24 protein-coding genes are annotated in these 26205 nt (G+C 35.5%); 7 read left to right on the forward strand and 17 right to left on the reverse strand.

Annotated features, from left to right (window positions below):
- Positions 1-12: 12 nt before the first annotated feature.
- From ispG to putP, 5 genes are all read right to left on the reverse strand, one after another.
- The gene (gene ispG, locus A9G11_RS12680; protein WP_065619960.1) at positions 13-1122 is read right to left on the reverse strand and encodes a flavodoxin-dependent (E)-4-hydroxy-3-methylbut-2-enyl-diphosphate synthase; all 1110 of its coding nucleotides are present in this window, start codon (positions 1120-1122) and stop codon (positions 13-15) included.
- Between the two features lie 86 nt (positions 1123-1208).
- On the reverse strand, positions 1209-1643 hold the full coding sequence (locus tag A9G11_RS12685) for a helix-turn-helix domain-containing protein (RefSeq protein ID WP_065619961.1): 435 nt from the start codon (positions 1641-1643) through the stop codon (positions 1209-1211).
- A gap of 59 nt (positions 1644-1702) precedes the next feature.
- The gene (gene pdxY / locus A9G11_RS12690; RefSeq protein WP_065619962.1) at positions 1703-2569 is read right to left on the reverse strand and encodes a pyridoxal kinase PdxY; all 867 of its coding nucleotides are present in this window, start codon (positions 2567-2569) and stop codon (positions 1703-1705) included.
- Positions 2570-2572: 3 nt separating this feature from the next.
- Positions 2573-3844 (reverse strand): tyrosine--tRNA ligase, encoded by a 1272-nt coding sequence (gene tyrS / locus A9G11_RS12695; protein WP_218056150.1) that lies wholly within the window; start codon positions 3842-3844, stop codon positions 2573-2575.
- 51 nt (positions 3845-3895) lie between these two features.
- Complete coding sequence (putP, locus tag A9G11_RS12700) at positions 3896-5389, reverse strand: sodium/proline symporter PutP (RefSeq protein ID WP_065619964.1); 1494 nt, start codon at positions 5387-5389, stop codon at positions 3896-3898.
- A gap of 261 nt (positions 5390-5650) precedes the next feature.
- Here putP and nth point away from each other — a divergent pair, with 261 nt between their 5' ends.
- The gene (gene nth / locus A9G11_RS12705; RefSeq protein WP_065619965.1) at positions 5651-6289 is read left to right on the forward strand and encodes an endonuclease III; all 639 of its coding nucleotides are present in this window, start codon (positions 5651-5653) and stop codon (positions 6287-6289) included.
- Positions 6290-6295: 6 nt separating this feature from the next.
- Complete coding sequence (gene smrB / locus A9G11_RS12710) at positions 6296-6859, forward strand: endonuclease SmrB (RefSeq protein ID WP_065619966.1); 564 nt, start codon at positions 6296-6298, stop codon at positions 6857-6859.
- A gap of 502 nt (positions 6860-7361) precedes the next feature.
- On the opposite strand, the gene cgtA is transcribed toward smrB, so the two are convergent.
- The 4 genes from cgtA to rplU form a co-directional block, all read right to left on the reverse strand.
- Entirely contained in the window at positions 7362-8531 is a 1170-nt protein-coding gene (gene cgtA / locus A9G11_RS12715; RefSeq protein WP_065619967.1) for an Obg family GTPase CgtA, read from the reverse strand.
- Positions 8528-9496, reverse strand: a complete 969-nt coding sequence (locus A9G11_RS12720) for a DMT family transporter (RefSeq protein ID WP_065619968.1) — start codon at positions 9494-9496, stop codon at positions 8528-8530. The genes cgtA and A9G11_RS12720 overlap by 4 nt, the downstream gene beginning before the upstream one ends.
- Before the next feature lie 84 nt (positions 9497-9580).
- Positions 9581-9841 carry a 50S ribosomal protein L27 gene (gene rpmA, locus A9G11_RS12725; protein WP_034915250.1) on the reverse strand — a complete coding sequence of 87 codons (261 nt, stop codon included), beginning with the start codon at positions 9839-9841 and terminating at the stop codon, positions 9581-9583.
- Between the two features lie 15 nt (positions 9842-9856).
- Complete coding sequence (gene rplU, locus A9G11_RS12730) at positions 9857-10165, reverse strand: 50S ribosomal protein L21 (protein ID WP_034948580.1); 309 nt, start codon at positions 10163-10165, stop codon at positions 9857-9859.
- 233 nt (positions 10166-10398) lie between these two features.
- On the opposite strand from rplU, the gene narX reads away from it, so the two are divergent.
- On the forward strand, positions 10399-12207 hold the full coding sequence (narX, locus tag A9G11_RS12735) for a nitrate/nitrite two-component system sensor histidine kinase NarX (protein WP_065619969.1): 1809 nt from the start codon (positions 10399-10401) through the stop codon (positions 12205-12207).
- 3 nt (positions 12208-12210) lie between these two features.
- Entirely contained in the window at positions 12211-12864 is a 654-nt protein-coding gene (narL, locus tag A9G11_RS12740) for a two-component system response regulator NarL (RefSeq protein WP_065619970.1), read from the forward strand.
- A 50-nt stretch (positions 12865-12914) separates the two neighbouring features.
- On the opposite strand, the gene cysG is transcribed toward narL, so the two are convergent.
- From cysG to nirB, 4 genes are all read right to left on the reverse strand, one after another.
- A complete protein-coding gene (gene cysG / locus A9G11_RS12745) occupies positions 12915-14288 on the reverse strand; it encodes a siroheme synthase CysG (RefSeq protein WP_065619971.1) in 1374 nt (457 codons plus the stop codon).
- A 251-nt stretch (positions 14289-14539) separates the two neighbouring features.
- On the reverse strand, positions 14540-15307 hold the full coding sequence (gene nirC / locus A9G11_RS12750) for a nitrite transporter NirC (RefSeq protein ID WP_065619972.1): 768 nt from the start codon (positions 15305-15307) through the stop codon (positions 14540-14542).
- Positions 15308-15333: 26 nt separating this feature from the next.
- On the reverse strand, positions 15334-15666 hold the full coding sequence (nirD, locus tag A9G11_RS12755) for a nitrite reductase small subunit NirD (RefSeq protein ID WP_065619973.1): 333 nt from the start codon (positions 15664-15666) through the stop codon (positions 15334-15336).
- Positions 15663-18191 carry a nitrite reductase large subunit NirB gene (gene nirB, locus A9G11_RS12760; RefSeq protein ID WP_065619974.1) on the reverse strand — a complete coding sequence of 843 codons (2529 nt, stop codon included), beginning with the start codon at positions 18189-18191 and terminating at the stop codon, positions 15663-15665. The genes nirD and nirB overlap by 4 nt, the downstream gene beginning before the upstream one ends.
- Positions 18192-18803: 612 nt before the next feature.
- On the opposite strand from nirB, the gene A9G11_RS12765 reads away from it, so the two are divergent.
- The 3 genes from A9G11_RS12765 to A9G11_RS12775 all read left to right on the forward strand — a co-directional run bounded on the left by A9G11_RS12765 (position 18804) and on the right by A9G11_RS12775 (position 21648).
- Positions 18804-19304, forward strand: a complete 501-nt coding sequence (locus A9G11_RS12765) for a MarR family winged helix-turn-helix transcriptional regulator (protein ID WP_065619975.1) — start codon at positions 18804-18806, stop codon at positions 19302-19304.
- A 78-nt stretch (positions 19305-19382) separates the two neighbouring features.
- Complete coding sequence (locus tag A9G11_RS12770) at positions 19383-20507, forward strand: HlyD family secretion protein (protein WP_065619976.1); 1125 nt, start codon at positions 19383-19385, stop codon at positions 20505-20507.
- A complete protein-coding gene (locus A9G11_RS12775) occupies positions 20491-21648 on the forward strand; it encodes an ABC transporter permease (RefSeq protein WP_065619977.1) in 1158 nt (385 codons plus the stop codon). Before A9G11_RS12770 ends, A9G11_RS12775 begins: the two co-directional genes overlap by 17 nt.
- 359 nt (positions 21649-22007) lie before the next feature.
- Here A9G11_RS12775 and A9G11_RS12780 read toward each other — a convergent pair whose 3' ends face one another.
- The 4 genes from A9G11_RS12780 to A9G11_RS12795 all read right to left on the reverse strand — a co-directional run bounded on the left by A9G11_RS12780 (position 22008) and on the right by A9G11_RS12795 (position 26179).
- Positions 22008-22658: an HAD-IA family hydrolase gene (locus tag A9G11_RS12780; protein WP_065619978.1), complete on the reverse strand. Its 651-nt coding sequence runs from the start codon at positions 22656-22658 to the stop codon at positions 22008-22010.
- A 487-nt stretch (positions 22659-23145) separates the two neighbouring features.
- Positions 23146-24084: a hexose kinase gene (locus A9G11_RS12785; RefSeq protein ID WP_065619979.1), complete on the reverse strand. Its 939-nt coding sequence runs from the start codon at positions 24082-24084 to the stop codon at positions 23146-23148.
- Positions 24085-24270: 186 nt separating this feature from the next.
- Complete coding sequence (locus A9G11_RS12790) at positions 24271-25044, reverse strand: DeoR/GlpR family DNA-binding transcription regulator (protein WP_065619980.1); 774 nt, start codon at positions 25042-25044, stop codon at positions 24271-24273.
- Positions 25045-25135: 91 nt separating this feature from the next.
- On the reverse strand, positions 25136-26179 hold the full coding sequence (locus A9G11_RS12795) for an alcohol dehydrogenase catalytic domain-containing protein (protein ID WP_065619981.1): 1044 nt from the start codon (positions 26177-26179) through the stop codon (positions 25136-25138).
- Positions 26180-26205: the final 26 nt, after the last annotated feature.

A 26205-nucleotide genomic window follows, 5' to 3' on the forward strand; every position in this document is an offset into this window, starting at 1 on the left:
CTATCTCATAAATTATAATTCTGTGGTGGTGATTCGATTCTTCAACATTAATGCTTTAGTGCGAATTTTAGCCTCTAATTCATCAATCATCTTTTCGTTATCAATACGACCGATACGAACACCATCTTCATAAAAACCACTTTTATTATGACCTCCGGCAACCCCCATAGTAGAGGCTAATGCTTCACCAGGACCATTTACAACACAACCTATAATCGATACATCCATAGGTGTAACAATATCTTCTAATCGTTGCTCTAAAATATTTACTGTACTAATCACATCAAATTCTTGACGAGAACAAGTTGGGCATGCAATAAAATTAATACCTCGAGCGCGGATCCGCAAAGATTTTAAAATATCAAACCCGACTTTTACCTCTTCGGTCGGATCTGCGGCTAATGATACCCGCAAAGTATCACCAATTCCTTCTGATAATAACAAACCCAATCCTATTGCAGATTTAATAGCGCCACTACGCACACCACCAGCTTCAGTGATCCCCAAGTGTAACGGTTGTTTTATCTGTTTAGCAAGCAATCTATAAGCATCAACCGCCGTAAAAACATCAGAGGCTTTAACACTAACCTTAAATTGTTCAAAGTTAAACCGATCGAGAATGTCTACATGACGCATGGCTGACTCTACAATCGCTTGTGGTGTCGGTTCACCATATTTTTCTTGTATATCTTTTTCAAGCGATCCTGAATTAACACCAATTCGAATCGGAATATTTTTATCTTTGGCACAATCTACTACGGCACGAATTCTCGATTCGTTACCAATATTACCGGGGTTAATTCTTAAACAATCAACCCCATATTCTGCAACTTTTAAAGCAATACGATAATCAAAATGAATATCGGCAATAAGCGGTACTTTTACTTGTTGTTTAATAAATTTGAAAGCTTCAGCTGCATCCATCGTTGGTATTGAAACTCGAACAATATCGACTCCAACACGCTCAAGAGCTTGAATTTGAGCAACCGTTTTTTCAACATCGGTTGTTCGAGTATTTGTCATCGATTGGACTGCAATTGGAGCGCCGCCGCCAATAGGCACATCACCGACATAAATTCGGGTAGATTCTCGCCTCTTAATCGGTGAACCTTGATGACTCATAATATGCCTAACTTTATCATAAAATATCTAGCCCGCAATCTTAACAAGATTTAAGACAAATGTCTGTATCAGAATAAGAAAAATTGCTAACTATTAATATGATCAGATGATGATGGAGAAATGTAATGACTAACTTCAACAAAATTCGTCTTATTTTCTTTGCTAATAAAATAAAACGCTATACCTGCAGTACCAATGATAAAAAGTAAACAGATGAGTAAGAGTTTTTTACCAATTTTTTTTCTTTTACATTTTTGTATGTAATTTTTTTGTTGGGAGGTATATTGTTGTGCCAGTGCATCGATATGAGGCTGATATTCATCGGTAGATAAACCCACAATCTCAGCATAAGAACGGATATAACCTTTTATATAGACTAGAGGAGTTTGAACTATATGATCGTTTTCTATATCTGCAATCACCGTTTTTCGAACATGAATTTTACTAGCAATATCATCTTGAGTTAATCCTTTTTGTTCTCTTAAATTGCAGAGCATCATACCCAACGAAATATTGTCCATTATCCCCTCAATAATATTTATAAGTCTTAAATTGCTTCCATTTTTACATATTTTGATAATTAATCAATTTTTTTTGCAGTAAACCACTGTGTCGGTTTTTCTATTTCTTTTTGTGCGGCCACTATCTGTAATTCATACTCGCCTTGTTTTAAGGTTTCAAGCATCACAGCATAAACTGCTGCGGTGGTATGTTCCAAAGCCTCTACCATTGATTTTCCAAGTAAAATATTAGCTAAAAATAGTCCACTGGTCATATCGCCTACACCGACAGGCTGTCTTATACCAAAATCAACTAACGGACGATCGATATGCCACGCTTGATCTGGGGTCACAAGTAACATCTCAAAGCGATCTTTATGGTATCCAGCGCGACTTAAATGTTTAACTAAAATGGCCTTAGGTCCTTTTTTACAAAGTTCTCGGCATGCTAAAACAGCTTGCGCAACATTATTTATACGTTGCTTACCATTTAGCTCTTCTAGCTCTAAAATATTAGGTGCCAGCATATCGGCTATGAATAAAGCGGTATGACACAAAAACTCAGACACACCTGGTGCAACAAAACACCCTTTTTCAGGATGTCCCATCACTGGATCACAAAAATAAAGGGCATTAGGATTAGCAGCCTTTACTTTTTTGACTATTTCAATGATTGCATCGCCCTGTTTAGGTGATCCCATATAACCACTTAATACCGCATCACATCGCTTTAATTCATCTATAGCATTAATACCGTCTGCGATTTCAACTAAATGAGATGCAGGCATAACTGTACCTGTCCATTGCCGATATTGAGTGTGGTTTGAAAATTGTACTGTATTTAGAGACCAAACATTTACACCTAAACGACGCATAGGGAACTCAGCTGCACTATTACCGGCATGACCAAATACAACATGTGACTGAATAGATAAAATGTTCTTCATAAATTAACTCCAAATGAGTAAACAGTAATATTTTTTACCACGACGAAGTAATGTATAGCGATTGTAAAGTTTATCACTATCTGAAAAACGGTAATCAATTGTGGTATTACGCTCACCATTGACTGAGATTGCATTCGATTCAATCATTGTCCTAGCTTGCCCCCTCGACGGCGCAAATTCAGCATTAACGATAGCTTGTTGTAAGTCTACATCACCTGAAACAGTGACAGTTGGCATACCATCTTGGGCTAATTGAGCGAAATCTGTTACAGATAAGTCGCTTAATTTACCGGAGAATAAACTATCGGTAATTCGTTTAGCTGCAGTAAGTCCTTCTTCTCCATGTACTAACCGAGTAACTTCTTGAGCTAATACATATTGCGCACGAGGAGCAACACCACTATTTTTATCTTCTTGTTCTAAAGCATCAATTTCATTTAACGGCATAAAGGTAAAGAATTTTAAGAAGCGGTAAACATCTGCATCAGCGGTATTAATCCAGAATTGATAGAATTTATAAGGGCTAGTTTTTTTCGGATCGAGCCATACAGCACCACTTTCAGTTTTACCAAATTTGGTACCATCTGATTTAGTGATAAGTGGCACGGTTAAACCATAAACTTGTTTTTGATGTAAACGACGAGTTAGATCGATTCCTGCGGTAATATTACCCCATTGATCAGAACCACCGATTTGTAAAACAACATCATGAGACTTATTTAAACAAGCAAAATCATAAGATTGTAATAAGCTATAAGAAAATTCAGTAAACGAAATACCAACATCATCACGATCAATACGCTGTTTCACCGACTCTTTATTAATCATGGCATTAACCGAAAAATACTTACCAATATCACGTAAAAAAGTTAATACATTCATACCGCTGAACCAATCATAGTTATTGGCAACGATAGCAGCATTTTCTCCACAATTAAAATCTAAAAAAGGTGAAACTTGTTGTTTGATTTTTTCGCTCCACTCAACAACTGTCTGTTCCGTATTCAATTTACGTTCGACTGCTTTAAAACTTGGATCTCCAATTAATCCTGTTGCGCCACCAACTAAAGCTATTGGTTTATGACCAGCTAATTGAAAGCGTTTTAAACAAAGTAAAGGGACTAAATGACCAAGATGCAAGCTATCGGCAGTTGGATCAAAACCACAATAAAGTGCAATAGGATTCTGTTCAATCAACTCAATTAGAGCTTTTTCATCTGTAAGCTGAGCAATCAGTCCACGTTCTTGCAGTTGTTTGATCACATTTTTTGTCATGATATTTACCTATTAAATTTTTATTTCGTTTATATTCTATTTTAGTTAAGTTTATTCTGTTTTAGTATGATAACGGTTATACGCTTGTTTGAAGTGATCTTCCACTATTTCATTGGGTTTTTTACCACATAGACTAACAATAATGATTGCTATCGAAGCAAATAAAAATCCCGGAATTAGTGAATAAAGATTAAACCAGTTAAAATTAATCCAAAGTAATACTGTTACCGCGCCAACTATCATTCCTGCTAATGCACCATTACGCGTCATTCGCGACCAAAAAACTGAAAACACAACGATAGGACCGAACGCAGCACCAAACCCAGCCCATGCATGACTGACTAAATCAAGGACACTGTTGTCTGGATTAATTGCTAATAAAATGGCTACTAGCGAAACAAATAACACCATTATCCGCCCCACCCAAACAAGCTCTCTTTGCTTTGCTTTTGGTCTAATAAAAGCACGATAAAAATCCTCAGTTAAAGCACTTGAACAAACCAGTAATTGACAACTCAAAGTACTCATTACCGCTGCTAAAATAGCAGCAAGTAGTATACCTGCAATCCAAGGATTAAAGAGTAATTTAGATAACTCAATAAAAATACGTTCATGCTTATTATTATCAATTAAATAAGCTAAATCTGGATGATTAGCAAAAAAAGCAATACCAAAAAAACCAACTGTAATTGCACCGAGTAAACATAAAATCATCCATGTCATACTAATGCGACGTGCATTTTTCATTACCTCGTGAGAATCAGCCGCCATAAACCGAGCTAAAATATGCGGTTGACCAAAATAACCAAGCCCCCAACCTAATAATGAAATAATGGCAACAAAATCCATATGCGCAAATATATTGGTATAATCAGGATTTAAAGACTCAATATTAGCCATTGCATCACTAAACCCGCCAGCATTAACCATTACCATAATTGGGGTTAAAATAAGTGCAAACATCATTAAGCTCGCTTGAATAGTATCGGTCCAACTAACTGCTAAAAAACCGCCAATAAATGTATAAGCAATAGTTGCACCTGCACCTGCTAACATCGCCCAGCCATAACTCATCCCTAAAGTACTTTCAAATAGCTTGGCACCAGCAACTACGCCTGAAGCACAATAAATAGTAAAAAAGATTAGGATAATAACTGCTGATATAATGCGTAATAATGAGCTTTTATCGTCAAAACGGCGAGCAAAATAATCGGGTAAAGTTAATGAATTATGATTTATTTCAGTAAAAACCCGTAATCGTCCTGCAATCAGTAACCAGTTTAAATAAGCACCTATAATTAAACCAACAGCAATCCAACTTTGAGAGATACCAAATAAAAAAACCGCACCTGGCAGCCCCATTAACAGCCAACCACTCATGTCGGAAGCTCCCGCTGAGAGCGCTGTAACAACACTACCGATACGACGTCCACCCAAAATATAATCACCAAAATTTTGCGTTGCACGAAACGCAATAAAGCCAATTGCAATCATGCCTAAAATGTACACAGCAAAGGTGACAATCATTGGTAACGACATATAAATTCAAAATCCTGTTTATAAATTCAAAAATTAGTCGGCTAGCTTATCATAAAAACACCTTGCTAAAAAGCAGGTGATGCATGAATATCATGCTCTTTGGAACAGAAGAGAATATAGAGTACAAAATCGATTATTTTTACAAAATAAGTTAATTATATTAGGTTACTTAAAGCTAATTTATATAAATAATCTAATTTAGCCTGCATAAAATCTTTAAATAGAGTATATAATAACAGACTCAATACTTCTGAAAATCATTATTTTGTGAAACAAGCAACTCGTATTCAAATTTTAGCGCGATTAAAAGATCATATTAAAGATCCAACAACTGAACTTGTTTATACAACACCTTTTGAGTTACTTATTGCCGTCGTACTTTCGGCGCAAGCAACTGATGTTAGTGTTAATAAAGCAACTAAGCCTTTATTTGCTGTCGCCAATACTGCTGAACAAATTTTAGCGCTTGGAGTAGATAAGTTAAAAAACTATATTCGTACAATAGGACTTTATAATAGCAAGGCAGATAATATTATTAAGACATGCCAAATATTGGTAGATAAATATCAAGGTGAAGTACCAGAAAATTTTGAATCACTGATTGAACTTCCCGGAGTAGGTAGAAAAACAGCGAATGTTGTCTTAAATACCGCCTATGGTTGGCCAACAATAGCCGTTGATACTCACATATTTCGGGTAAGCAACCGAACAGGATTTGCACCAGGAAAAACGGTTGAAGAAGTAGAAAAAAAACTACTTAAAGTGGTGCCTGATGAATATAAAATAAATTGCCACCATTGGTTAATTTTGCATGGACGTTATACTTGTATAGCAAGGAAACCAAGATGTGGGGCTTGTGTTATTGAAGATTTATGTGAATTTAAACATAAAGTTTACCCTGAGTGAGAATCAATGTCAGATAAATTTAAATTAAGCCATGATGAGATAAACTTGTTTAAAAGTAGTATTGGTAATACAAAAAAACTCAAACAAGACACTGTTATCCATAAACCATTAAAACGTTCTCAAAAAGCGATAGAATCTCAGAAAAACCAAAATGAAAAAGTTAATGCTGAGTTTTATTTTTCTGATGACTATCATCCATTATTGCAAGAAGATCCCATTCGTTACAGTCGAGAAAATGCAGATCCTAATGAAATCAAAAAATTACGTCGTGGCTTTTATGAGCCGGAATTTTTTTTAGATTTACACGGATTAACACTACTTGAAGCCAAAAAAGAGATAGCTGCACTTATTGCAGCGTGTTTACGTGAAAGAGCGCACTGTGCTTGTATTATGTATGGTCATGGTAAAAATATCTTAAAAAAACAAACGCCGATGTGGCTAGCACAACACCCACAAATTATCTGCTTTCATCAAGCGACTAAAGAGTTTGGTGGTAATGCTGCATTACTCATTTTGTTTGATATTAATAATCAATTGTCCAATAACCAAGATTTTCAAAACAATAAATAAGATACGATTAACGCAAAGATTGCTTTTACTACAAAAAAAAAGATCAATATAAAAAATTTACCAATGATAACGCTAAAATTGATACATGCGTTTTTATAGTGTGAAAGATACCTTAACCCAAGGATAATAGTTGCTATAGCATGATTGATTATTTCTAAATGAAGTGACTGATCATGTTGATCCTAATCAATAAAAAAGCCAGCTTAGAAATACTAGGCTGGCAAACATTGGAAGCAATGTGAGCAATGTCATACTTTCTTAGAAGTCTTGAGACGTTCCAACAAAGTACAGAATAATGATAATCATTCTCATTATTAAAAGCAAGCGTTATTTTGACTTTTTGCAAAATAATAAAAAATATTTTTCTTCCTCAATAACTTTGCAAGAAAGACCAATGATTAATATACATAAGAAAAGATTTGAAAGTGCAAAGTAGCCTCTGCACTTTTAAGAATTTTGACTAGATCATGTTTAATTGGATGTGGGTAAAATTGATTGATAATTATTTTTGATAAATAATTTCGACACCCTCTTCATCGCTTTCATCCCAGTCGTCAAAATCGTCATCATCATCGTCAAATACTTCTTCCATTGCTTTTTGATGATAATCATCCCACATAAATTCAACTTTTTCAGATGATGACTCTTCTTGCTCTGCTTCACGAGGATGAGTACTCATGTAGTCCATGAGATCCCAACATAATGCTTTAACTCCTTCACGATTAACTGCTGAGATAACATAATATTTATCTTGCCAATCAAGAGCTAAAGCAATTTCGGCTGCTCGTTTGGCACTCTCGTCTGCGCCTAATACATCCATTTTATTAAAGACTAACCAACGTGGTTTATTAGCTAATTTTTCGCTATATTGATTAAGTTCTTGGATAATAACTTTGGCATTTTCGATCGGATCGGAACCGTCTATCGGAGCAATATCAACCAAATGCACTAAAATACGACAGCGCTCTAGATGTTTTAAGAAACGAATACCTAAACCTGCACCGTCAGAAGCACCTTCAATCAATCCGGGAATATCTGCCACCACAAAACTTTGTTCATTATCCATTCTTACTACGCCTAAACTAGGAACTAAAGTCGTAAATGGGTAATCTGCAACTTTTGGTTTAGCTGCTGAAACAGATCGAATAAAGGTTGATTTACCGGCATTAGGTAAACCTAACATCCCAACATCAGCCAGAAGTAATAGTTCTAACAAGACATCACGCTTTTCACCTGGTGTACCGTCAGTTTTTTGTCTTGGCGCTCGATTAACCGATGATTTAAAGCGTGCATTACCTAAACCATGAAAACCACCTTTTGCGACCAATACTTTTTGTTGGTGATGCGTTAGATCACCAATAACTTCTCCGGTATATTTATCGGTGATTCGTGTCCCTACTGGAACTTTAACGGTGATATCACGACCACGTTTACCAGTACAATCTGAACCTTGTCCATTTTGTCCACGCTCAGCGCGATAGTTTTTTTCAAATTGAAAATCAACTAAGGTATTGAGATTTTCATCGGCAATAAAAAACACATCACCGCCGTCACCACCATCTCCTCCGTCAGGTCCCCCTTTTGGAATATATTTTTCACGACGAAAACCTACGCAACCATTTCCGCCGTCACCGGCTTCAACTCGGATTGAAGCTTCATCAACAAATTTCATGTCTTTTCCTCTTTTTTCCGGTTAATTAGCCATCCTTTTCTTGGGTGCCATACATGATGTCCAATTGTGGCAAACATAGCACCAGCAACGACAGATATTGCGCCAATATAACCTAAAATATTTAAATATTGCATAGCAAATTTTTCTGGCCAAATCAAAGCAAACAGATCTGAAAAAATCAGCGAAAACAGAGGGGTTAGTGTTGTCAAAGCACTAACTTGCGCTGCTTGCCACCTCTCCATTGCCATCACTAATGCCCCATAAGCAATAATCGTATTCAAACCACAAAAGATAATCGCAAATAGTTGGGTTGCATCTGCATTAGCAATTTTACTTGGTGAAGCAAATGGCCATAAAAAGACCGTACAGATTAGGTAAATTAACCAAAGTAGTTGTTCTGCACGTAATTTACGTAATAACACTTTTTGCGCCAGAGCATAACACGCCCAAGAGAGTGACGCTAATAATCCAAGCCAAACACCTATACCATATGAGGACATATGGTTAAATAGATCGGCAATATTTTTATTAAAAAATAATACTAACCCAGTGAGTAATATTAAAATACCAATAATCTGAGTAGGTCTTAATCGCTCTTTAAAAACAAAAGCACTTGAAATCATAAATATAACAATACCAGTTTGACCAATAACTTGGGAAGTTGTAGCAGATAGATACTGTACAGCACTAGCGAATAGCGCAAAATTACCCAGTAGTCCGAAACCAGCAATCATCAATAGGATAAAACGACGACGCTTTTTAAACAGCGCAAAATTAGGAAATTGTTTTTTATAAGCTAACCAAATGGTAATTCCGATTGCTGACATCCCTAAACGTGACCACGCTAATGTCAATGGATCTACAACAACCAATGCATATTTCATTGCAACTGGCACTATTCCCCACATCACTGCGGTTAACATAGCTAATGCAAAACCTAATTTAACATTTTGTTGCTTTATCATAATGAATAAATTTATGTAATATTCAAGAAATGAAAAAAGCCCCACAATATTGTGAGGCTTCTATAACTTTTGAATCGAGGTTAATTAGCTGTTAGCAACCACACTAACATAACGACGATTTTTAGGTCCTTTAACTTCAAACTTAACTTGTCCGTCAATCAAAGCAAATAGGGTATGATCGCGACCACAACCTACGTTAGTACCTGGGTGGAATTGAGTTCCACGTTGACGAACTAAAATATTACCAGCAAGAACTTCTTGACTACCATAACGTTTTACACCTAAACGTTTACTTTGGGAATCACGACCATTACGTGATGAACCACCAGCCTTCTTATGTGCCATTGTTCGATACTCCTATTAAGCGATTGCAGTGATCTTCACATCAGTGAACCACTGACGGTGACCTTGTTGTTTACGATAGTGTTTACGACGACGGAATTTAACAATTTTCACTTTGTCACCACGACCGTGTTCAACAATTTCTGCTTTAATTGTTGCACCTTCAACAAACGGAGCACCAACTTTGATGTCTTCACCATTTGCTACCATTAAAACTTTATCGAAAACAACTTCCGAACCTGTTTCGACTTCAATTTTTTCCAAGCGAACGACTTGTCCTTCGCTAACTCGGTGTTGTTTACCACCACTTTGGAAAACTGCGTACATACTTAACTCCGCAATAAAAAGCAGACGATCACTGATTTAACAAATATGTCTGCATTGATTAATCATATAGGGCGTGAATTTTACGCAAAAATAGCCTTTGTTGCAAGTGCTGTTTTCCAAAAGATCGCAAAAAGTTATAAAAAAGATCAGGGTGATACTATTTTCACGTTACAATAATTATCAATTATTATCAATCTGAACTATTTTATGGTGATCACCTGTTGGGTATCAATATGCCGAAAAAAAAAGTTAGCAAAAATGCGTCAATTATTAATCGTTTAACCCTATTAATGCTTTTTTTAGGAACCCTTGCTTTAGTCGCATTATCTATGTCAATCCAGATAGCTAATGATACTAAAGGTAGTGCATATATGATTAATCAATTAGGTTTATTGAGAATGAAAAACTACCAAATTTTGGCAATGGTTCCATTAAATCAACAAGATGATTACCGATTAAATCTCTTTACCGACATACCTTCTTCTGAGCAATATTTAGCGCTGTTTAAACGTTATGATTTACTTGATGAGTATAACCAATTACAAGAGGAATGGATAAACCAAATTACCCCTAAAATACAGCAAGCGCAAAAGATTGACGATATCAAAAATGACATTGATTCCTATGTTACTCGCATTAATCATTTAGTACATAAGATAGACCAAAAAACAGAGAGTCAAATTCAGTCTATTTCTCGGTTACAACAATTATTTATTGTCATAATTGTGCTGTTTTTAATTATCCAAATCTATTATTTACGGTGTTATCTTCTCGCTCCATGGCGAAAACTTATTGATATGGCTAATGCTATTTCGCAACATGATTTTAGTAAACGTTTTAATATTAGGGCAAAAAAAAATGAGTTTGATCTTTTAGGACAAGCTTTTAATAAAATGTCCGAACAAATAGAGTCACAATATTTAATATTGGAAGAGCGCGTTGCTGAAAAAACAGCTGCATTACAACAAACCAACAAGATTGTTTCATTTCAGTATCAAGCAACTAAACAATTACATACTCCTGAGCCATTATGTGAACGTTTTTTAATAATTTTGCGTGAATTAGAAGAGTTAGTACCATTAACCCAATTTCAAATCCGTTTTTATGAATCGGATGATCTCGAACATTATCAACAAATCAGCTACGACAACCAACAAAAACTACCCTATTGTCAGAATCCAAAATGTAATGCTTGTTTGATCTCATCTAAACCGCATAAAAAAAATAGTTTCCAACGCTACTGGTATCTTCAAGACAATGGCGAAAAATATGGGATTTTATTTGCTATTCAACCTACCGATATAGTACTTAGTAATGAACAAGAAAATTTGATTACTGGGCTTATTGAACAGATGACCACTGCCATGATGTTAGATAGGCAAATAGAACAACAAAAACAATATTTATTAATGAAAGAGCGTTCAGCTATGGCTAGAGAATTACATGATTCGATAGCCCAGTCACTATCTTGCTTGAAAATACATATTAGCTGTTTACAGATGCAAGCAGATCTAACCTCACAAAATAGCATTGATCTACTTACAACTATGCGCAAAGAAGTGAATATTACCTATTCACAATTAAGAGAGCTGATTACTTCTTTCCGTTTACGACTTAATCAAACCGGTTTTTATGCTAGTTTAATTGAATTAATTGAAGAGTTTAATCAAAAATTACAATTTAACATTCAGTTAGAATATTTATTACCTTTGAATATTATCAATAGTAAATACGCATTTCATTTATTACAGTTTATTCGTGAAGCCTTGAACAATATTTATAAACATGCTCAAGCTTCACATACTAGGATAAGTTTAACAATCGATGACAATCAAATTATTTCGGTCTGCATTGAAGATAATGGTGTTGGTTTACCAAATGATATTAAGCAAGATAATCATTATGGACTGATTATTATGCGTGACCGCGTTGAGATACTTAATGGTAATTTAACGATTAATAGTCAACCCCACCAAGGGACACAAATTATGGTAACATTTAAAGCGAATAAGACCATTCCTTTTAAAATAATAGAAGAGTAATACATGGAACAATTAAATAGTTCAATACTGCTTATTGATGATCACCCTATGTTAAGAAATGGTGTTAAACAATTAATTAATACCATAAGTCATTTTGAAATTGTCGGTGAGACAGGCTCTGGCATAGAAGGGGTAAAATTAGCTGAAAAACTTGATCCTGATATTATTTTACTCGATATTAATATGTCTGATGTAAGCGGATTAGAAATTTTACGCTATTTGCGCGAAAAAAATATTTCAAGTCGTATCATCATGTTTACGGTATCAGATGCTAAAGAAGACATTATTACAGCATTAAAAATGGGTGCTGATGGTTATTTACTTAAAGACATGGAACCCGAAGATTTTTTAAAAGCGCTAAAAGATATTTCAATGGGTAAAGTCATCATGGATGAGGCAATTTCGCATATTATTCTTAATTACATGCGACAAGGTGGTGAGCCGACGACAAAACAGATCCATGATGTTAATTTATTGACACCTAGAGAAAATGAAATATTTAATCTATTAGTCAAAGGATTATCCAATAAATTGATTGCTAAGGATTTGGACATCGTAGAAAGCACAGTGAAAGTACATATCAAAAGCATTTTTAAGAAACTTAATTTTAAATCACGTATGGAAATGACAGTATGGTACTTACAAAGTAAAGAGTGAGCTTTATTGCAATAAGGCAGGTAAATAATAGGATTATTTACCTGATAATATTAATGTTGAGAAAACCAATTTAACTTTTCTCGTAGTGCTACAACCGGCCCAATAATGATTAAACTTGGACTACAAGCTTGTATAGAGAGTTGGGCTAGATTACTCAATACGCCAGAGATGACTTTCTGTTTAGTTGTAGTACCCTCTTCAACAATGGCTACAGGTGTATTGATATCCATACCATGTTTAATTAATTGTTTTCCAATATTTTCTGCTTGTGATAGCCCCATGTAAAATACCAACGTCTGTTTTTCAGCAGCTAAACTTTGCCAATCAAGATGACTGCCATCTTTCAAATGACCGGTGACTAAACGAACACTATGGGCATAATTCCGATGTGTTAACGGTATTCCACTATAGGCCGAACATCCGGAAGCAGCGGTGATCCCCGGTACAACAGAAAAAGGAATATCTGCATTAAACAGGGTTTCAAGCTCTTCGCCTCCACGACCAAAAATAAAAGGGTCACCTCCTTTTAAACGCACCACACGCTTACCTTTTTGAGCCTGCTCTAACAGTATTTGATTAATTTGTTCTTGTGGCACACAGTGAAATCCCGGACGTTTCCCAACAAATATTCGTTGAGCGTCACGACGTGCAAGATCCATAATTTCATCAGAGACTAACCTATCGTAAACAATAATATCAGCTTGTTGGATCTGTTGTAGACCTTTTAAGGTTAATAATCCTGCATCACCCGGTCCCGCACCGACTAAAACGACTTCACCTCGATAATCAAGCGAGGTATCAAACAATTCATTTGTTATTTTCTCGACATGTTCGAAATCTTTATTTGCCAGCGCTTGAGCTAATCTATCATGAGCGAACAATTTTTCCCAAAATCGACGGCGCTCAGCTATTGTTTGGTAAGTGGTTTTTACTTTATTACGCAGATAACCTGCATATTTAGCTAATTGCCCTAAATGTTGCGGTAAAATTGATTCTAATTTTTCACGTAATAGACGTGCTAAAACAGGCGCATGACCTTCTGATGATACAGCAACCATAATGGGAGAACGATCAATAATTGAGGGCATAATGAAACTCGCATCTTTCGGAGAATCAACCACATTACAAAAAATACAACGATTTTCAGCTTCAATACTCACTTTTTGGTTAGTTTCTTGACTATCAGTAGCTGCGATAACTAACCATTTCTTATTAAGTAATTCGGCACTAAATTCACCTTGAACCAAAACTAATTTTTTCTGAGCATTCCAACACATGAATTGTTCGTTAAATGTTTGCGCATTAACCGTAAGTTTGGCACCAGCTTCAAGTAATAATCGAGCTTTTCGTTCAGCAATTTCACCGCCACCAACTAATAGGCATTCACGATTTTCTAACTTACAAAATAGGGGTAAATAATCCATAGTACCTCAAAATAGAAAATTATCTGTTAAATGTTCAGTGCCAACTCTGTTTTAAATATACAACCTTATTGATTATTCTATTTTTTGTACCACGTCATTTGGAGGAACATTAACTTCACTAAAACAAAAGTTGTCATAGGTAATTTATATTTTATATTTTTATAAGCGGTTGATTGTTATCTACAATGTATTAACAACCACCGCTATTTGTTATTCTTAGGATCGCGATAAGGTATCTTTATCGGATAAATTTAGGGTCTTTCGGATTTGGGCGTACTATACCAATAGCCTAGCCCCATAAATGCTACCCCCGATACAATATTACCCAATGATACCCATAGCAGGTTGTGACCAATACCGAGTAATGTGTAAGCTTCGCTGTGGTGACCAAACCAAGACAAAGCAAATAAAGTCATATTAGCAACCGAGTGTTCATAACCGCAGGCGATAAAGGCAAGTAAACACCACCAGATAGCAATAAATTTCGCACTTCCCTCTACCCGATTGGCCATCCAAATTGCTAAACAGACTAACCAGTTACATAAGATCCCTCTAAAAAATAGTGCAGATGCTGAAGCCGATGTTTTAGCTAACGCGGCAGTATGAACTAAACTGGTATCTGTTGAAAGTAAAGGGGTCGCAGCATAAAAGTACAATGCAGCAACTAAAATTGAACCTAATAAGTTACCTAACCAAGTTTGCGGTAGTATTAACCACATCTGAAGATGTGTGATTTTTTTACATTTCACACCAAAGGTTAAAAACATGGTATGTCCGGTAAATAATTCAGATCCAGCAATAACCACTAATGTTAATGCAATACCAAAGGTCGCACCCATAACTAAAGGTCTAATAGAAGGATCAAGAAGATTTCCTAAAGTGAAAATTAAGATAATACCTAATCCCACATATGCTCCAGCCATAGCGGAACTTAGCCAAAATCCACAAGGATTCGTTTTTGCTAAACGAACAATACGCGCTGCATTAGTCGCGCATTTATTAATAGTTTCAGTATACATAATTAGTTAACCTTTAAAATTTGCTGTTAATGTGATTTTACTTGCACAAATCCATCGTCATTAACTTTCACTTCATAATGTGCAACCGAGTGTTGTTCATCTTCCAAACAAAAACCGTCTTTTAAACGAAAACGTTGTTTCTTTAAAGGGCTGGCAACCCATAACTGATTTTCATGCTGGCTGATAATACCGCGCGATAAAACACTCGCTTTGGCAAACGGATCGATATTACTAATGGCATAAAGTTCACCATTGTTATAAGGACGAAAAATAGCAACATGATCATTCCCCACCAGTGCGCAAACACCTGTTTCGGGCAGAATATCATCAAGTTTGCAAACAGTTACCCATTGACTCATATTATTCTCCTAACATTTATTTGACGTTCAGCTTCTGTAGCTGGGCGGTGTTGATCACGTTCTGGAACAAATTGAACATTTTCATCGCGTTTATCACTGTTAATGAAATGTGCGAATCGTCGTTGATTTTCAGAATGTTCAACAGTCTCTGTCCATTCACATACCATTAATTTACGCAAGCGAGCCATTTCACTTTCGAGTTCTGCATTAATACCTAACTTATTATCAATAATTACGCTACGTAAATAATCCATTCCACCTTCTAAATTTTCAAGCCAGACGGAGGTTCGTTGTAATTTATCTGCGGTGCGAATATAGAAAATAATAAAACGATCTATGTATTGAATTAAGGTGTTTTTATCCAAATCTGCTGCCAATAAGTCTGCATGACGTGGTTTCATACCACCATTACCACATACATAAAGATTCCAACCTTTTTCTGTCGCAATAATACCAATATCTTTACCTTGAGCTTCTGCACATTCACGAGTACAACCTGAGACACCCAATTTGAATTTATGTGGTGCGCGAATACCTTTATAGCGGTTTTCCAGTTCAATACCCAAGCCGACACTATCACCCACACCATATCGACACCAAGTACTACCTACACAGGTTTTAGCCATTCTTAAGGCTTTGGCATAAGCGTGACCACTTTCAAAACCGGCCGCGATAAGTTCTTTCCAAATAGCTGGAAGATCATCTTTTTGCGCACCAAATAGACCAATACGTTGTGATCCAGTAATTTTAGAATAGAGGTGATATTTTTTGGCGATGTTACCAATAGCAATTAATCCTTCTGGTGTGATTTCGCCACCAGCACTTCTTGGGATGACCGAATATGTACCGTTTTTTTGAATATTACCTAAGAAAATATCATTGCTATCTTGTAGAGGAATTAAATCTTGTTTAAGCACATACTCATTCCAACACGATGCTAATAAAGAAGCGACTATCGGCTTACAAATTTCACAACCATAGCCATTACCATGTTTTTTAATGACTTCATCAAATGACCTTAAACCTTCAAAACGAATTAGATGATACAACTCCTGACGGGAATATTTAAAATGTTCACATAATGCATGACTTACTTCAATACCTTGTTTTTTTAATTCTAAATTAAGAATTTGTGTCACTAATGGGATACAACCACCACACCCTGTCCCCGCTTTTGTTTCTGCTTTAATTGCAGCTACAGTATGGCATCCGGCTTTTATCGCATTAATAATCTTCTCTTTACTTACATCAAAACAAGAACAGATTTGCGCCGAGTCAGGAAGCGCTTCAACCCCCATTGCCGGTTTAGCGCCAGCATGGGACGGGAGTATTAATGTATCTGGATGCTCAGGTAACTCCATATTATTCAGCATTAATTGTAATAAGTTACTATAATCTGCTGTATCGCCAACTAACACTGCGCCCAATAATTGTTTATTATCATTAGACACAACTAATTTTTTATAAACAGGGACATTTTCATCTAAATAAATGTAACTCCGACTTCCGGTCGTTTTAGCTTTAGCATCACCGATACTACCTACATCCACCCCCATAAGTTTCAATTTGGCGCTCATATCTGCGCCCGCAAATTGGATTGTTTCACCCATTAAGTGGCCTAATGCAACTTGAGCCATTTTATAACCAGGCGCAACTAAACCAAAAACCTTACCTTGCCAACAAGCACATTCACCAATAGCATAAATATCTGGATCAGATGTTTGGCAAAAATCATTAATGACTATGCCACCTCGAGTACCCATTTCGAGTTCACACTCTTTGGCTAATTTATCATTGGGCCTGATACCTGTTGAAAACACGATAAAATCGATTTCGAGTGAAGAACCATCTGCAAATTGCATGACTTTACCGTTAGGCGTATGAATGATTTCTTGGGTATTTTTACTGGTATGAACTTTAACACCCATCTCTTCGATTTTTCGGCGTAACTGTTCACCACCCATAACATCAAGTTGTTCTGCCATTAAGACTGGCGCAAATTCAACTACATGAGTTTCCATGCCTAAATTTTTCATCGCACCTGCGGCTTCAAGTCCTAATAAACCACCACCAACAACAACGCCTGTTTTACAATGGCTAGCACACTCTTTTATAGCATTAAGATCTTCGATGGTACGATAAACAAAACAGTCTGGGCCATTAGCACCTTTGATAGGTGGAACCCAAGGATGAGAGCCTGTAGCAATAATCAATTTATCATAGGCAACAATTCTACCTGTCTGCGAATGTACCTCTTTACGTTGGCGATTGATTAAGATCGCGCGTTCACTCAATAAAATATTGATATTGTTTTCTTCGTATAATCCTTCACGTACCAAAGAAAGCGCTTCAGCAGTATGATCGGAAAAATAAGAAGAGAGGTGTACTCTGTCGTAGGCAAGACGAGGTTCTTCGCAAAAGATAGTAATGTTAAACTGATCGGACTGCATTTTATCAATTAACTCTTCAATAAAACGATGTCCGACCATCCCATTACCGATAATAACGAGATTGGTTTTACTCATAACAAACTCCAATTCTATTTTATTCAATTATTTAATTTTTATTCTCTCCACATTGTATGAAACTTTGTACAGAATATAATTACCCTCAAGGATTACCACTTTAGTAGTAATCGAATTAAGATACATAAAATCAATTTGTTATGAATATTGACTTGTTAATTTAATCAACAGTGATCAACAAAGGTTAACTTACCTACGTTTTTTTACTGAGAGAGGATGATTTTATCAATCATGGTGTTAATAACATTATAGGCTATTAATCTTTTACAATTATTTATCTTATCTATGATAAGCTTGCCGATTAATATTGAAGATAGATGAATGACTAAGCAAAAGTTAAGATTTATAAAAATTAATTGACCATTCCTTGACTCACAAATTCATTCATTAAATATGAGTAAGATGCAGGGCAATTAAGAGATTATTAATGTGTGCAATTTACAAAATTTTATTAACTTTATCGTAGGTTATTTGTAGCTGATAATGATGATAAAGAAGTATAAAAAACCCAATTAATGAATAAGTAAGCGAATAAAAATATCTATTAAAAATGATTGCAAATTAAAATTAAAACATTATAATTAGCCGACTAAATAAATTGGGTGATAATAATTGAATTACAATTCAAGGATACTTCCTTCTCGTGAAACATTAGCACGAGCGCAAAGATTTAATAATGAAGACATCGTCGATGTTTCTGGCGTTGATTTAGTTTTAAGTTTGATTACAACTGCCGATTTAATTCGTTCAAACATTTACGCTCAATTAGCTAAAGATTACGATGTATCTGAAGGGAAATTTGCCTTATTAATGTCATTGTTTTCAGAAGGTGAAACTTGTGCTGGTGATCTGGCATTACGAATAGGTGTAACAGCTGCGACCGTATCAGTAATGGTTAAACGCATGCTGGTTGCACCAGAGCCTTTAATCTCAATGACAAAAAACGGTGAAGACGGTCGTTCACGTTTAATAGCATTAACTCCTGCAGGTGTGAATCTTATTCAAAATGCATTACCCAATCACCTTAAATCGATTCGTGCTTTTGCTCAGGTTCTAAATCCTCAAGAACAAGAATCCTTAATATTAATGTTACGTAAATTGTTACGAAAATAATTAACTTTAAAAGATTTAAAGTGACCTTATTTTACTTAAATACTTAGCTGACTAAATAAATGGAAAATAAGCTAGATTATGAAAAAAAATATCAAAATTCCTGTTATATTTTTACTATTACTTACGTTTGGATCATGTTTAATTTACTTTGGTTCAAGAAATGATGCGGTTACTGTAGCTAAAAGCATTAAATCCGGGGTATTAACCGCTGATGAAGTCAATGTTGCTTTCGAAAATGTGGGAGGTAAAGTCATCAAACGTTTTGTACAAGAATCACAACTTGTAAAAAAGGGTGATGCTTTAATGCAGTTAGATGATATTGATACCAAAATAGCTATTGAGCGCCTTACTGCACTTGTTGATAGCCAACAAGCCTCTGTGAATCAAGAGCAAGCAGCGATCGAAATAGCGGTGAATGATACAAATCTTACTGAATTATCTACTTGGCGTAAAATTGAAGAGGTTCAAGCCAATTTAGAGGCTGCGCAATCGGCTCGTGATTTAGCTAACACTGAATATGCTCGACATACACAACTACGTAAGACGGGAGGTACATCACAGTCGCAACTAGATAGTACCCGTAACACTTATGTTGCAACCAAAATGCAAGTAGTACAAATTGAGAGTCAATTAGCCACATTGATGATCGGTGCTACACCTGAACAAATTCGTCAGTTCGAACAAACCAAAAGTGCGACAGGTATGACGTTACAATCTATCACGATTGCAAGACAAAAAATCGAAAATCGTCAAAATCAATTAGCACAACTCAAAGCACAATTAATGCAAGCGGAAGCAGAGTTGAAACAACTACAGGTAAATTATCAACGACTTACTTTAGTTGCACCTGAAAATGGTAAAGTACTAAAAATTATGTATGAAGATGGTGAAGTCGTGCCAAACGGCGCTCCGGCAGTATTATTAGAAACTGATCGCAAATATGTTGATATTTATGTCAACGAAAAAATGGTCAATGATTATCAACCCGGAACATCTGTCACCGCCAACGTCATCGCATTAAATAAAGAGGTGAAAGGCGTTATCCGTTTTGCGACAGCAGCACCTTCTTTTGCTGACTTACGAATGACACGAGAAAGAGGACAAGCCGATTTAACCTCTTATCAAGTCAGAATTTATATCGAACCGATTCCACAACTACTAACCGGAATGACACTTGAGGTCGATGATGCAAAACATCATTAAATCTATTTTAGAAGAGCTTGATGCAATGTTATCAGGCCATTTTATACCTTACTATAAAGTTTCGCTTGGATTAGCGGCTATTATTGCGCTAATCTTTTCCTTAGTATTAAGTCATGGTGCAGTTTTTGAAGGAAAAATTGCCGTTATTGATCTGGATGCTTCTAATTATTCAACTGAATTAATTAGCAAAATTAATACTTCGCCTTATATTGAAGTATCTGAAGTGATCAGATCTCCGGTAAATCCAATACCACTTGTTTCACATGATCGTAATTTAGGTGTGTTATATATTCCTAAAGGTTTGGAGAAAAGTTTAAAAAAAGGTGATCAAACCGTTCGTTTAGGCTATTTTGCCGATGATACTAATGATGCCCAAAATGCTAAAGTACTTCAAAGTCTCAATGAATATATTCCTGAATTAGGTGCTGAATTAAGTGTTAATCAGGTTGCCGCGCTAGGATTAGGGCGAGATGGTACTGAAGCGGTATTATCGCCTATGCAACTTAAAACACGATATATGTTTAATCCAGCTAGCGCTTCAACAATATCAACGATTATTTATTTTGTTTATTTCTTCTCCTCTTTAACCTACGGCCTAACCTCGTTAATGATAATTGGTCGTTTAAAAGTAACCGGAATGTGGAATATCGCCTTAGAAAGAGGGCCATTAGCTCTATTAGCCAGAACAATTCCTTACGCATTATTCTACACTACCGCATTAACCCTCATTACGGCTCTGTTAGTCAATTTTGGACAACTGCGTTTTGACGGTAATTATTTTGCTTATTTACCGAGTGTATTTATGACAGGATTGGCCTTTGGCTGGTTAGGTCTTTTACTTTCTTGGACCACCAATAATCCTGGCGAAGGGGCTAGTCGAATGATTTTTTTAATTCCGCCTGGATTTATAATGGGCGGATCAACTATGGCTGTAGGTATTATGCCTCTATGGACATATTATCTTAGTCATGCTTTCCCATTAGTTTGGTTATTCCGTTTTTTCCGAGATTTTGCTATGCGAGGGCGGTCATTAATCGATATGTTAGCAACTTATGGCGCATATATTATCTATTTAAGTATTATTGCTTTTGTGGTCGTGATGTTTGTTAATCGTGTAACTAAATCGGCTGTAGCATCTTAATTTTCAAACAGATTAAGATTGTTGTTTCTTAACTCCCTTTTAGTCAACTTTTAGTCCAGTGGTAAGAAGGGATCACCAACAATAGTGTGACTAAAAACATAAAAAGCAGACAATTTATTAATGAAATAAATCGGTCTGCTTTGACTTAATAATTTAACGGATATTTGCATGAAAATGGATTTTTTGAAAAAACTATTTTATCAACGATCGGTCAAAAATAGAGGTTTAGTAGCCTAGTATTATTTCGTGTAATCATCTTAACAGCATAATATATAAGTCAAACTTGTTGATTTTGTTAATTTTTACTATCAAGATGTTTCAGGAAAAGGCTACGTTTTAATATAAACCACTTGTCACACTTATTTTTTCTCAATTATTACTTCATTTGTTGCTGTTTTTGCTAAAGTCAGATCATTAAAACAATGGACTGATAATCCTACTTTATGATTAACTGATTGAGGTGAGTCAATACCAACAATTTGACAATTAGCATTATAAGCAGATTCAATACCTGCAACTGAATCTTCAAAAACGATACATTGCTCAGCCTCTAACCCAAGTGCCTTAACTCCCTGCAAATAACCGTCTGGCGCTGGTTTTGTTTTTGCAACCATTTCACCAGTAATAAATATGGGTGGTTTAGGTAAGTTAAGTTTGCTATATCGCGCTTGTGCTACCGGTTTGGTTCCCGAAGTGACAATACCCCAAGGAATATTAAGCGCAGATAATTGTTGTAAAAAGTTTGATGCACCAGATATTTCATCTACTTCGGCAATGTCTTTGGCTTCTAATTGTTCCAACCACAAAAACTCTTGCTCAATATACTCATCGGGTTTATTAGGTAAAAAAAACTTGATGTTATCTATCGCTTTCCTACCATGAATATTATTTAGTAAATAGGTATGATCGAGTTGATGCCGATCAGCAAATTTTAAATAACAGCGCTCCACTGAAGAAAGTGAATTAACTAAAGTCCCATCTAAATCAAAAAGAATTCCTTTGGCTTTCATTTATAACGTCCCTACCCTACCGCTTATACGGATCTAACATTGAATAAAAAATTTTAAGGCTAAAATAACCTTTTTTATCAATAATATCAATGCTTTCTTTAAATACAAAATAGTGAAAAATCAACAACAATTCAATAAATTGGTACTGCAATTTTAGATAACATTTCACAAAAATTTTTAAGATTTAATTTCGCTGAATTCAACATCTAAGTTTTAAATAAATGACAAAGAAAGGTTAAATTTCAGTGATTGTGTTAGTCATATACACTTTAACGGATTGGTTTTAGCTCGCTAACCAACAGACATGATGAATAATGCCTGCCAAGAGATGTTATGACTCTTTTTTAGATCATAATAAACATAAGTTGATCCGTTTCTATGTTAGTGACGTTAAACCTTACAATGAAATAACCGCTATGTCTGATAGTGTTTAGTCCTATCATGATAAAAATAAACACTATAATTATGTTTAACTTACCGGTTATGCTTACATCATCGCGGTAACGGTCACTTTTTGAAAATACTTGTCAAAATGATTCATATTAACAAATCCGGTTTGTGATTCCATTGCATTAAGCATTCCCATTGTCATGGCTCGCTTAAGCATAACTTCTATATTTTCATTTTCATGAATACTAACGGCAAGGCCTGCCAAAGTCACATCACCAGAGCCAACTGGGTTAACTACATTTATGTTGGGGATACTGATTTGATAACAACGATTATGACATCGAGCAAATGCACCGTTTTTACCTAATGACATGATGACATAGGTAATATTATCAAGTAGTGGGTGACTAACCGCTTTCATCAAAGAGTGGGGATCATTTGCATCAATATCCATTTGAATAATTTGCTGTAACTCATCTTTATTTGGTTTAATTAAAAAAGGTTTATCTTTTAATCTCAGCGTTTGCAGTAAGACTTTTCCAGATGAATCAAGTAATACTGGGATTTGATGTTTATTGGCTTGTGCAATTAATCTTGCATAAAAATCATTCGGAAAACCTTGTGGCAACGATCCTGAAATGGTAATCACCTTTGATTGACTGAGTAAAGATTGATAGTGCTGAAAAAATACACTGACATCTTGATCATCTAAAACCGGACCTGATTCAAGAATTTCGGTTTGATTTCCTTCGTGTAAAATCGCAATACAATTTCTGGATTCTTGTTGAGTCACATAAAAATTATAAGCAATTTTATCGTTATCTAACTCTTTTTGAATATATTGACCGGTTGTGCCTCCAATAATACCGGTAGCCAAAACGGGAATGCCTGAGTATTTGATCCCTCTGGTCACATTCAGACCTTTTCCTCCGGCTGTTTTTTTTACATTAGTTACACGGTTAATGTCGTTAATAACTAATTTATTTAATGGATACGATATATCCACTGAAGGATTCATCGTAATTGTTAATATCATATTCTCACCTACGTTTTAATACTGTTGCGAGAAATAACAACCCAATATTACTAAATAAAGTACAATCATCTGAATTTTGTCAATACCAATTTGTGATCTTGTACTCAATCGCAAAAAAATCAATTTGCTTTATATTTAGAGTCAATACAGTATTTTTACCCGTTTAAACTATCAGTAATTGCAAAATTAAACAGTGATAAAACCTATTCCTTTTGCTTCAAACTCTTGTTGGCATTTACTGTCCACACCAGTATCAGTAATAATGGTATTTAATTTATTAAGTGGTAATACGACATTAAATCCATTACGTCCAAACTTTGATGAATCTAAAACTGCTATGACATTTTTTGCTGCATTTGCCATAACACTACTGATAGTATAACCTTCATTAAAAGTTGTTATTCCCCTGTTAGCATCGATTCCATCTGCACCTACAAATAAAACATCAGCAGAAATGCCATCTAATGACTGCTCGGCGATTTTTCCATGAAAAGAACGTGTTTTTTGCCTAAGCGTACCACCACACATAAACAACATAATGTCACTGTTATCGGAAAGGATAAAAGCAGAAGTTAAGCTATTGGTGATAACGGTAATATTTTTTAATTTAACCAACTCTTCAGCTATCAACATGGTGGTACTACCACTGTCTAAAATAATAGTATCACCCTCTTTTACATGTTTAACCGCTTCAATTGCAATACGTTTTTTAGCTTCAATAAATCGCTGATAACGCTCTTCTAATTGCAATTCTTTAAATGATTTTGTTTCGTCATTAATCATGATTTTGGTTGCCCCACCATGAAATCGAGTCAGAACACCCTGTTTTTCTAACAATCTTAGGTCGGTTCGAATTGTCACTTCTGAAACTTCATACTGTCCTGCTAAGTCACTGACCAACACCGTACCTTTCAGGTTAAGAAGTTCTACTATTTGCTGACGTCTTTCACTTGCATTCATAATATTTCCTTTTTCGAAAACTTTTCAGCAGTGTATAACAAACAAAATCAAAAGATAAGCTTTCTTTTAATGACGGGTGCAAATCAAATAACTACCTACAATTTAATAATATCTTGCCATTCATCGGTTTACCATTTAAGGAACTCACTTGCTTAATAAACCAATTGAAATCGCCGACACCGGCAATAAGTGGATCTAGTTTGATTTTTCCGTCCATAAAAAATTGACTCACTAATTGCCACTCTTTACCCGGCCATGGGGCGGAATAATTCATCCAACTTCCCAGAATTTCTAGTTCTTTTCTTAAAATCAATCCAAACACTTGTTCCGGTAGTGTTATATCGGTATGTAAGGTGCCTATTAAGCCGATTTTTGCTCTCGGGCCTGCAATTTCAATAGCTAATCGAACCGTAGCAGGCGAACCTGCGGTTTCTAAAACAATTTGCTCAAAACGGCAAGGTAATAAGGCATGGTTAATATCTGACGCGGCAAGATCTTTAGAATTATAAACTTGATCGGCACCTAATTGTTTGGCTAGGTTAAGACGTTCTTGATTGATATCAACCACGGTAATGGATTTTGCCCCCATCGCTTTCGCACATTGCATTGCAAGTAATCCAATGGTACCTCCTCCCACAATAATCACATGCTTATCTTGGCAACCACCAGCTAATAAGAGTGTATGCATACCAACTGTCATAGGCTCAAAAAAAGCTCCTTCCATCGCACTTACGCCCTTTGGTAATTTAAAAGCATTTTTTTTGTCTAATACAATATATTCTGCAAGGCCTCCGGTAACTCTTGATCCAACAAATACATAATTTTTACAAAGTGAATAATAATGCTTCTGACACTCATCACATTTAAAACATGGTAATAAGGGAACACAAGATATTAAATCGCCAATTTCAAATTCAGGAACATCACTTCCTTTTTCAATAACTTCACCACTAAATTCATGACCTAACGTGATAGGATAAAAATGCGCCCCATGATGAAATATGCGAGGAATATCCGAACCACATAATCCAGAATAAGCAACTTTTACAAGTATCTGCTGTGAAGATTTTATTTTGGGTATTGCAATATCTTCAATAGATAGAGATCCGCCTTCATTAACAACGACCGCTTTCATGTTCTTTTCCTTTATTGGTAATTAAA

It is taken from the genome of Gilliamella sp. wkB108 (assembly GCF_001690195.1).
GTDB classification, from domain to species: domain Bacteria; phylum Pseudomonadota; class Gammaproteobacteria; order Enterobacterales; family Orbaceae; genus Gilliamella; species Gilliamella apicola_L.

Coding starts and splice junctions, on each gene's coding strand:
- narX (WP_065619969.1), top strand. CDS start 10,399: ATGCCGAAAAAAAAAGTTAGCAAAAATGCGTCAATTATTAATCGTTTA.
- nirC (WP_065619972.1), bottom strand. CDS start 15,307: ATGTATACTGAAACTATTAATAAATGCGCGACTAATGCAGCGCGTATT.
- nirB (WP_065619974.1), bottom strand. CDS start 18,191: ATGAGTAAAACCAATCTCGTTATTATCGGTAATGGGATGGTCGGACAT.
- rplU (WP_034948580.1), bottom strand. CDS start 10,165: ATGTACGCAGTTTTCCAAAGTGGTGGTAAACAACACCGAGTTAGCGAA.
- A9G11_RS12785 (WP_065619979.1), bottom strand. CDS start 24,084: ATGATATTAACAATTACGATGAATCCTTCAGTGGATATATCGTATCCA.
- narL (WP_065619970.1), top strand. CDS start 12,211: ATGGAACAATTAAATAGTTCAATACTGCTTATTGATGATCACCCTATG.
- A9G11_RS12720 (WP_065619968.1), bottom strand. CDS start 9,496: ATGATAAAGCAACAAAATGTTAAATTAGGTTTTGCATTAGCTATGTTA.
- pdxY (WP_065619962.1), bottom strand. CDS start 2,569: ATGAAGAACATTTTATCTATTCAGTCACATGTTGTATTTGGTCATGCC.
- tyrS (WP_218056150.1), bottom strand. CDS start 3,844: ATGACAAAAAATGTGATCAAACAACTGCAAGAACGTGGACTGATTGCT.
- smrB (WP_065619966.1), top strand. CDS start 6,296: ATGTCAGATAAATTTAAATTAAGCCATGATGAGATAAACTTGTTTAAA.
- A9G11_RS12685 (WP_065619961.1), bottom strand. CDS start 1,643: ATGGACAATATTTCGTTGGGTATGATGCTCTGCAATTTAAGAGAACAA.
- A9G11_RS12775 (WP_065619977.1), top strand. CDS start 20,491: ATGCAAAACATCATTAAATCTATTTTAGAAGAGCTTGATGCAATGTTA.
- A9G11_RS12780 (WP_065619978.1), bottom strand. CDS start 22,658: ATGAAAGCCAAAGGAATTCTTTTTGATTTAGATGGGACTTTAGTTAAT.
- A9G11_RS12795 (WP_065619981.1), bottom strand. CDS start 26,179: ATGAAAGCGGTCGTTGTTAATGAAGGCGGATCTCTATCTATTGAAGAT.
- nirD (WP_065619973.1), bottom strand. CDS start 15,666: ATGAGTCAATGGGTAACTGTTTGCAAACTTGATGATATTCTGCCCGAA.
- cgtA (WP_065619967.1), bottom strand. CDS start 8,531: ATGAAATTTGTTGATGAAGCTTCAATCCGAGTTGAAGCCGGTGACGGC.
- A9G11_RS12770 (WP_065619976.1), top strand. CDS start 19,383: ATGAAAAAAAATATCAAAATTCCTGTTATATTTTTACTATTACTTACG.
- ispG (WP_065619960.1), bottom strand. CDS start 1,122: ATGAGTCATCAAGGTTCACCGATTAAGAGGCGAGAATCTACCCGAATT.
- cysG (WP_065619971.1), bottom strand. CDS start 14,288: ATGGATTATTTACCCCTATTTTGTAAGTTAGAAAATCGTGAATGCCTA.
- rpmA (WP_034915250.1), bottom strand. CDS start 9,841: ATGGCACATAAGAAGGCTGGTGGTTCATCACGTAATGGTCGTGATTCC.
- A9G11_RS12790 (WP_065619980.1), bottom strand. CDS start 25,044: ATGAATGCAAGTGAAAGACGTCAGCAAATAGTAGAACTTCTTAACCTG.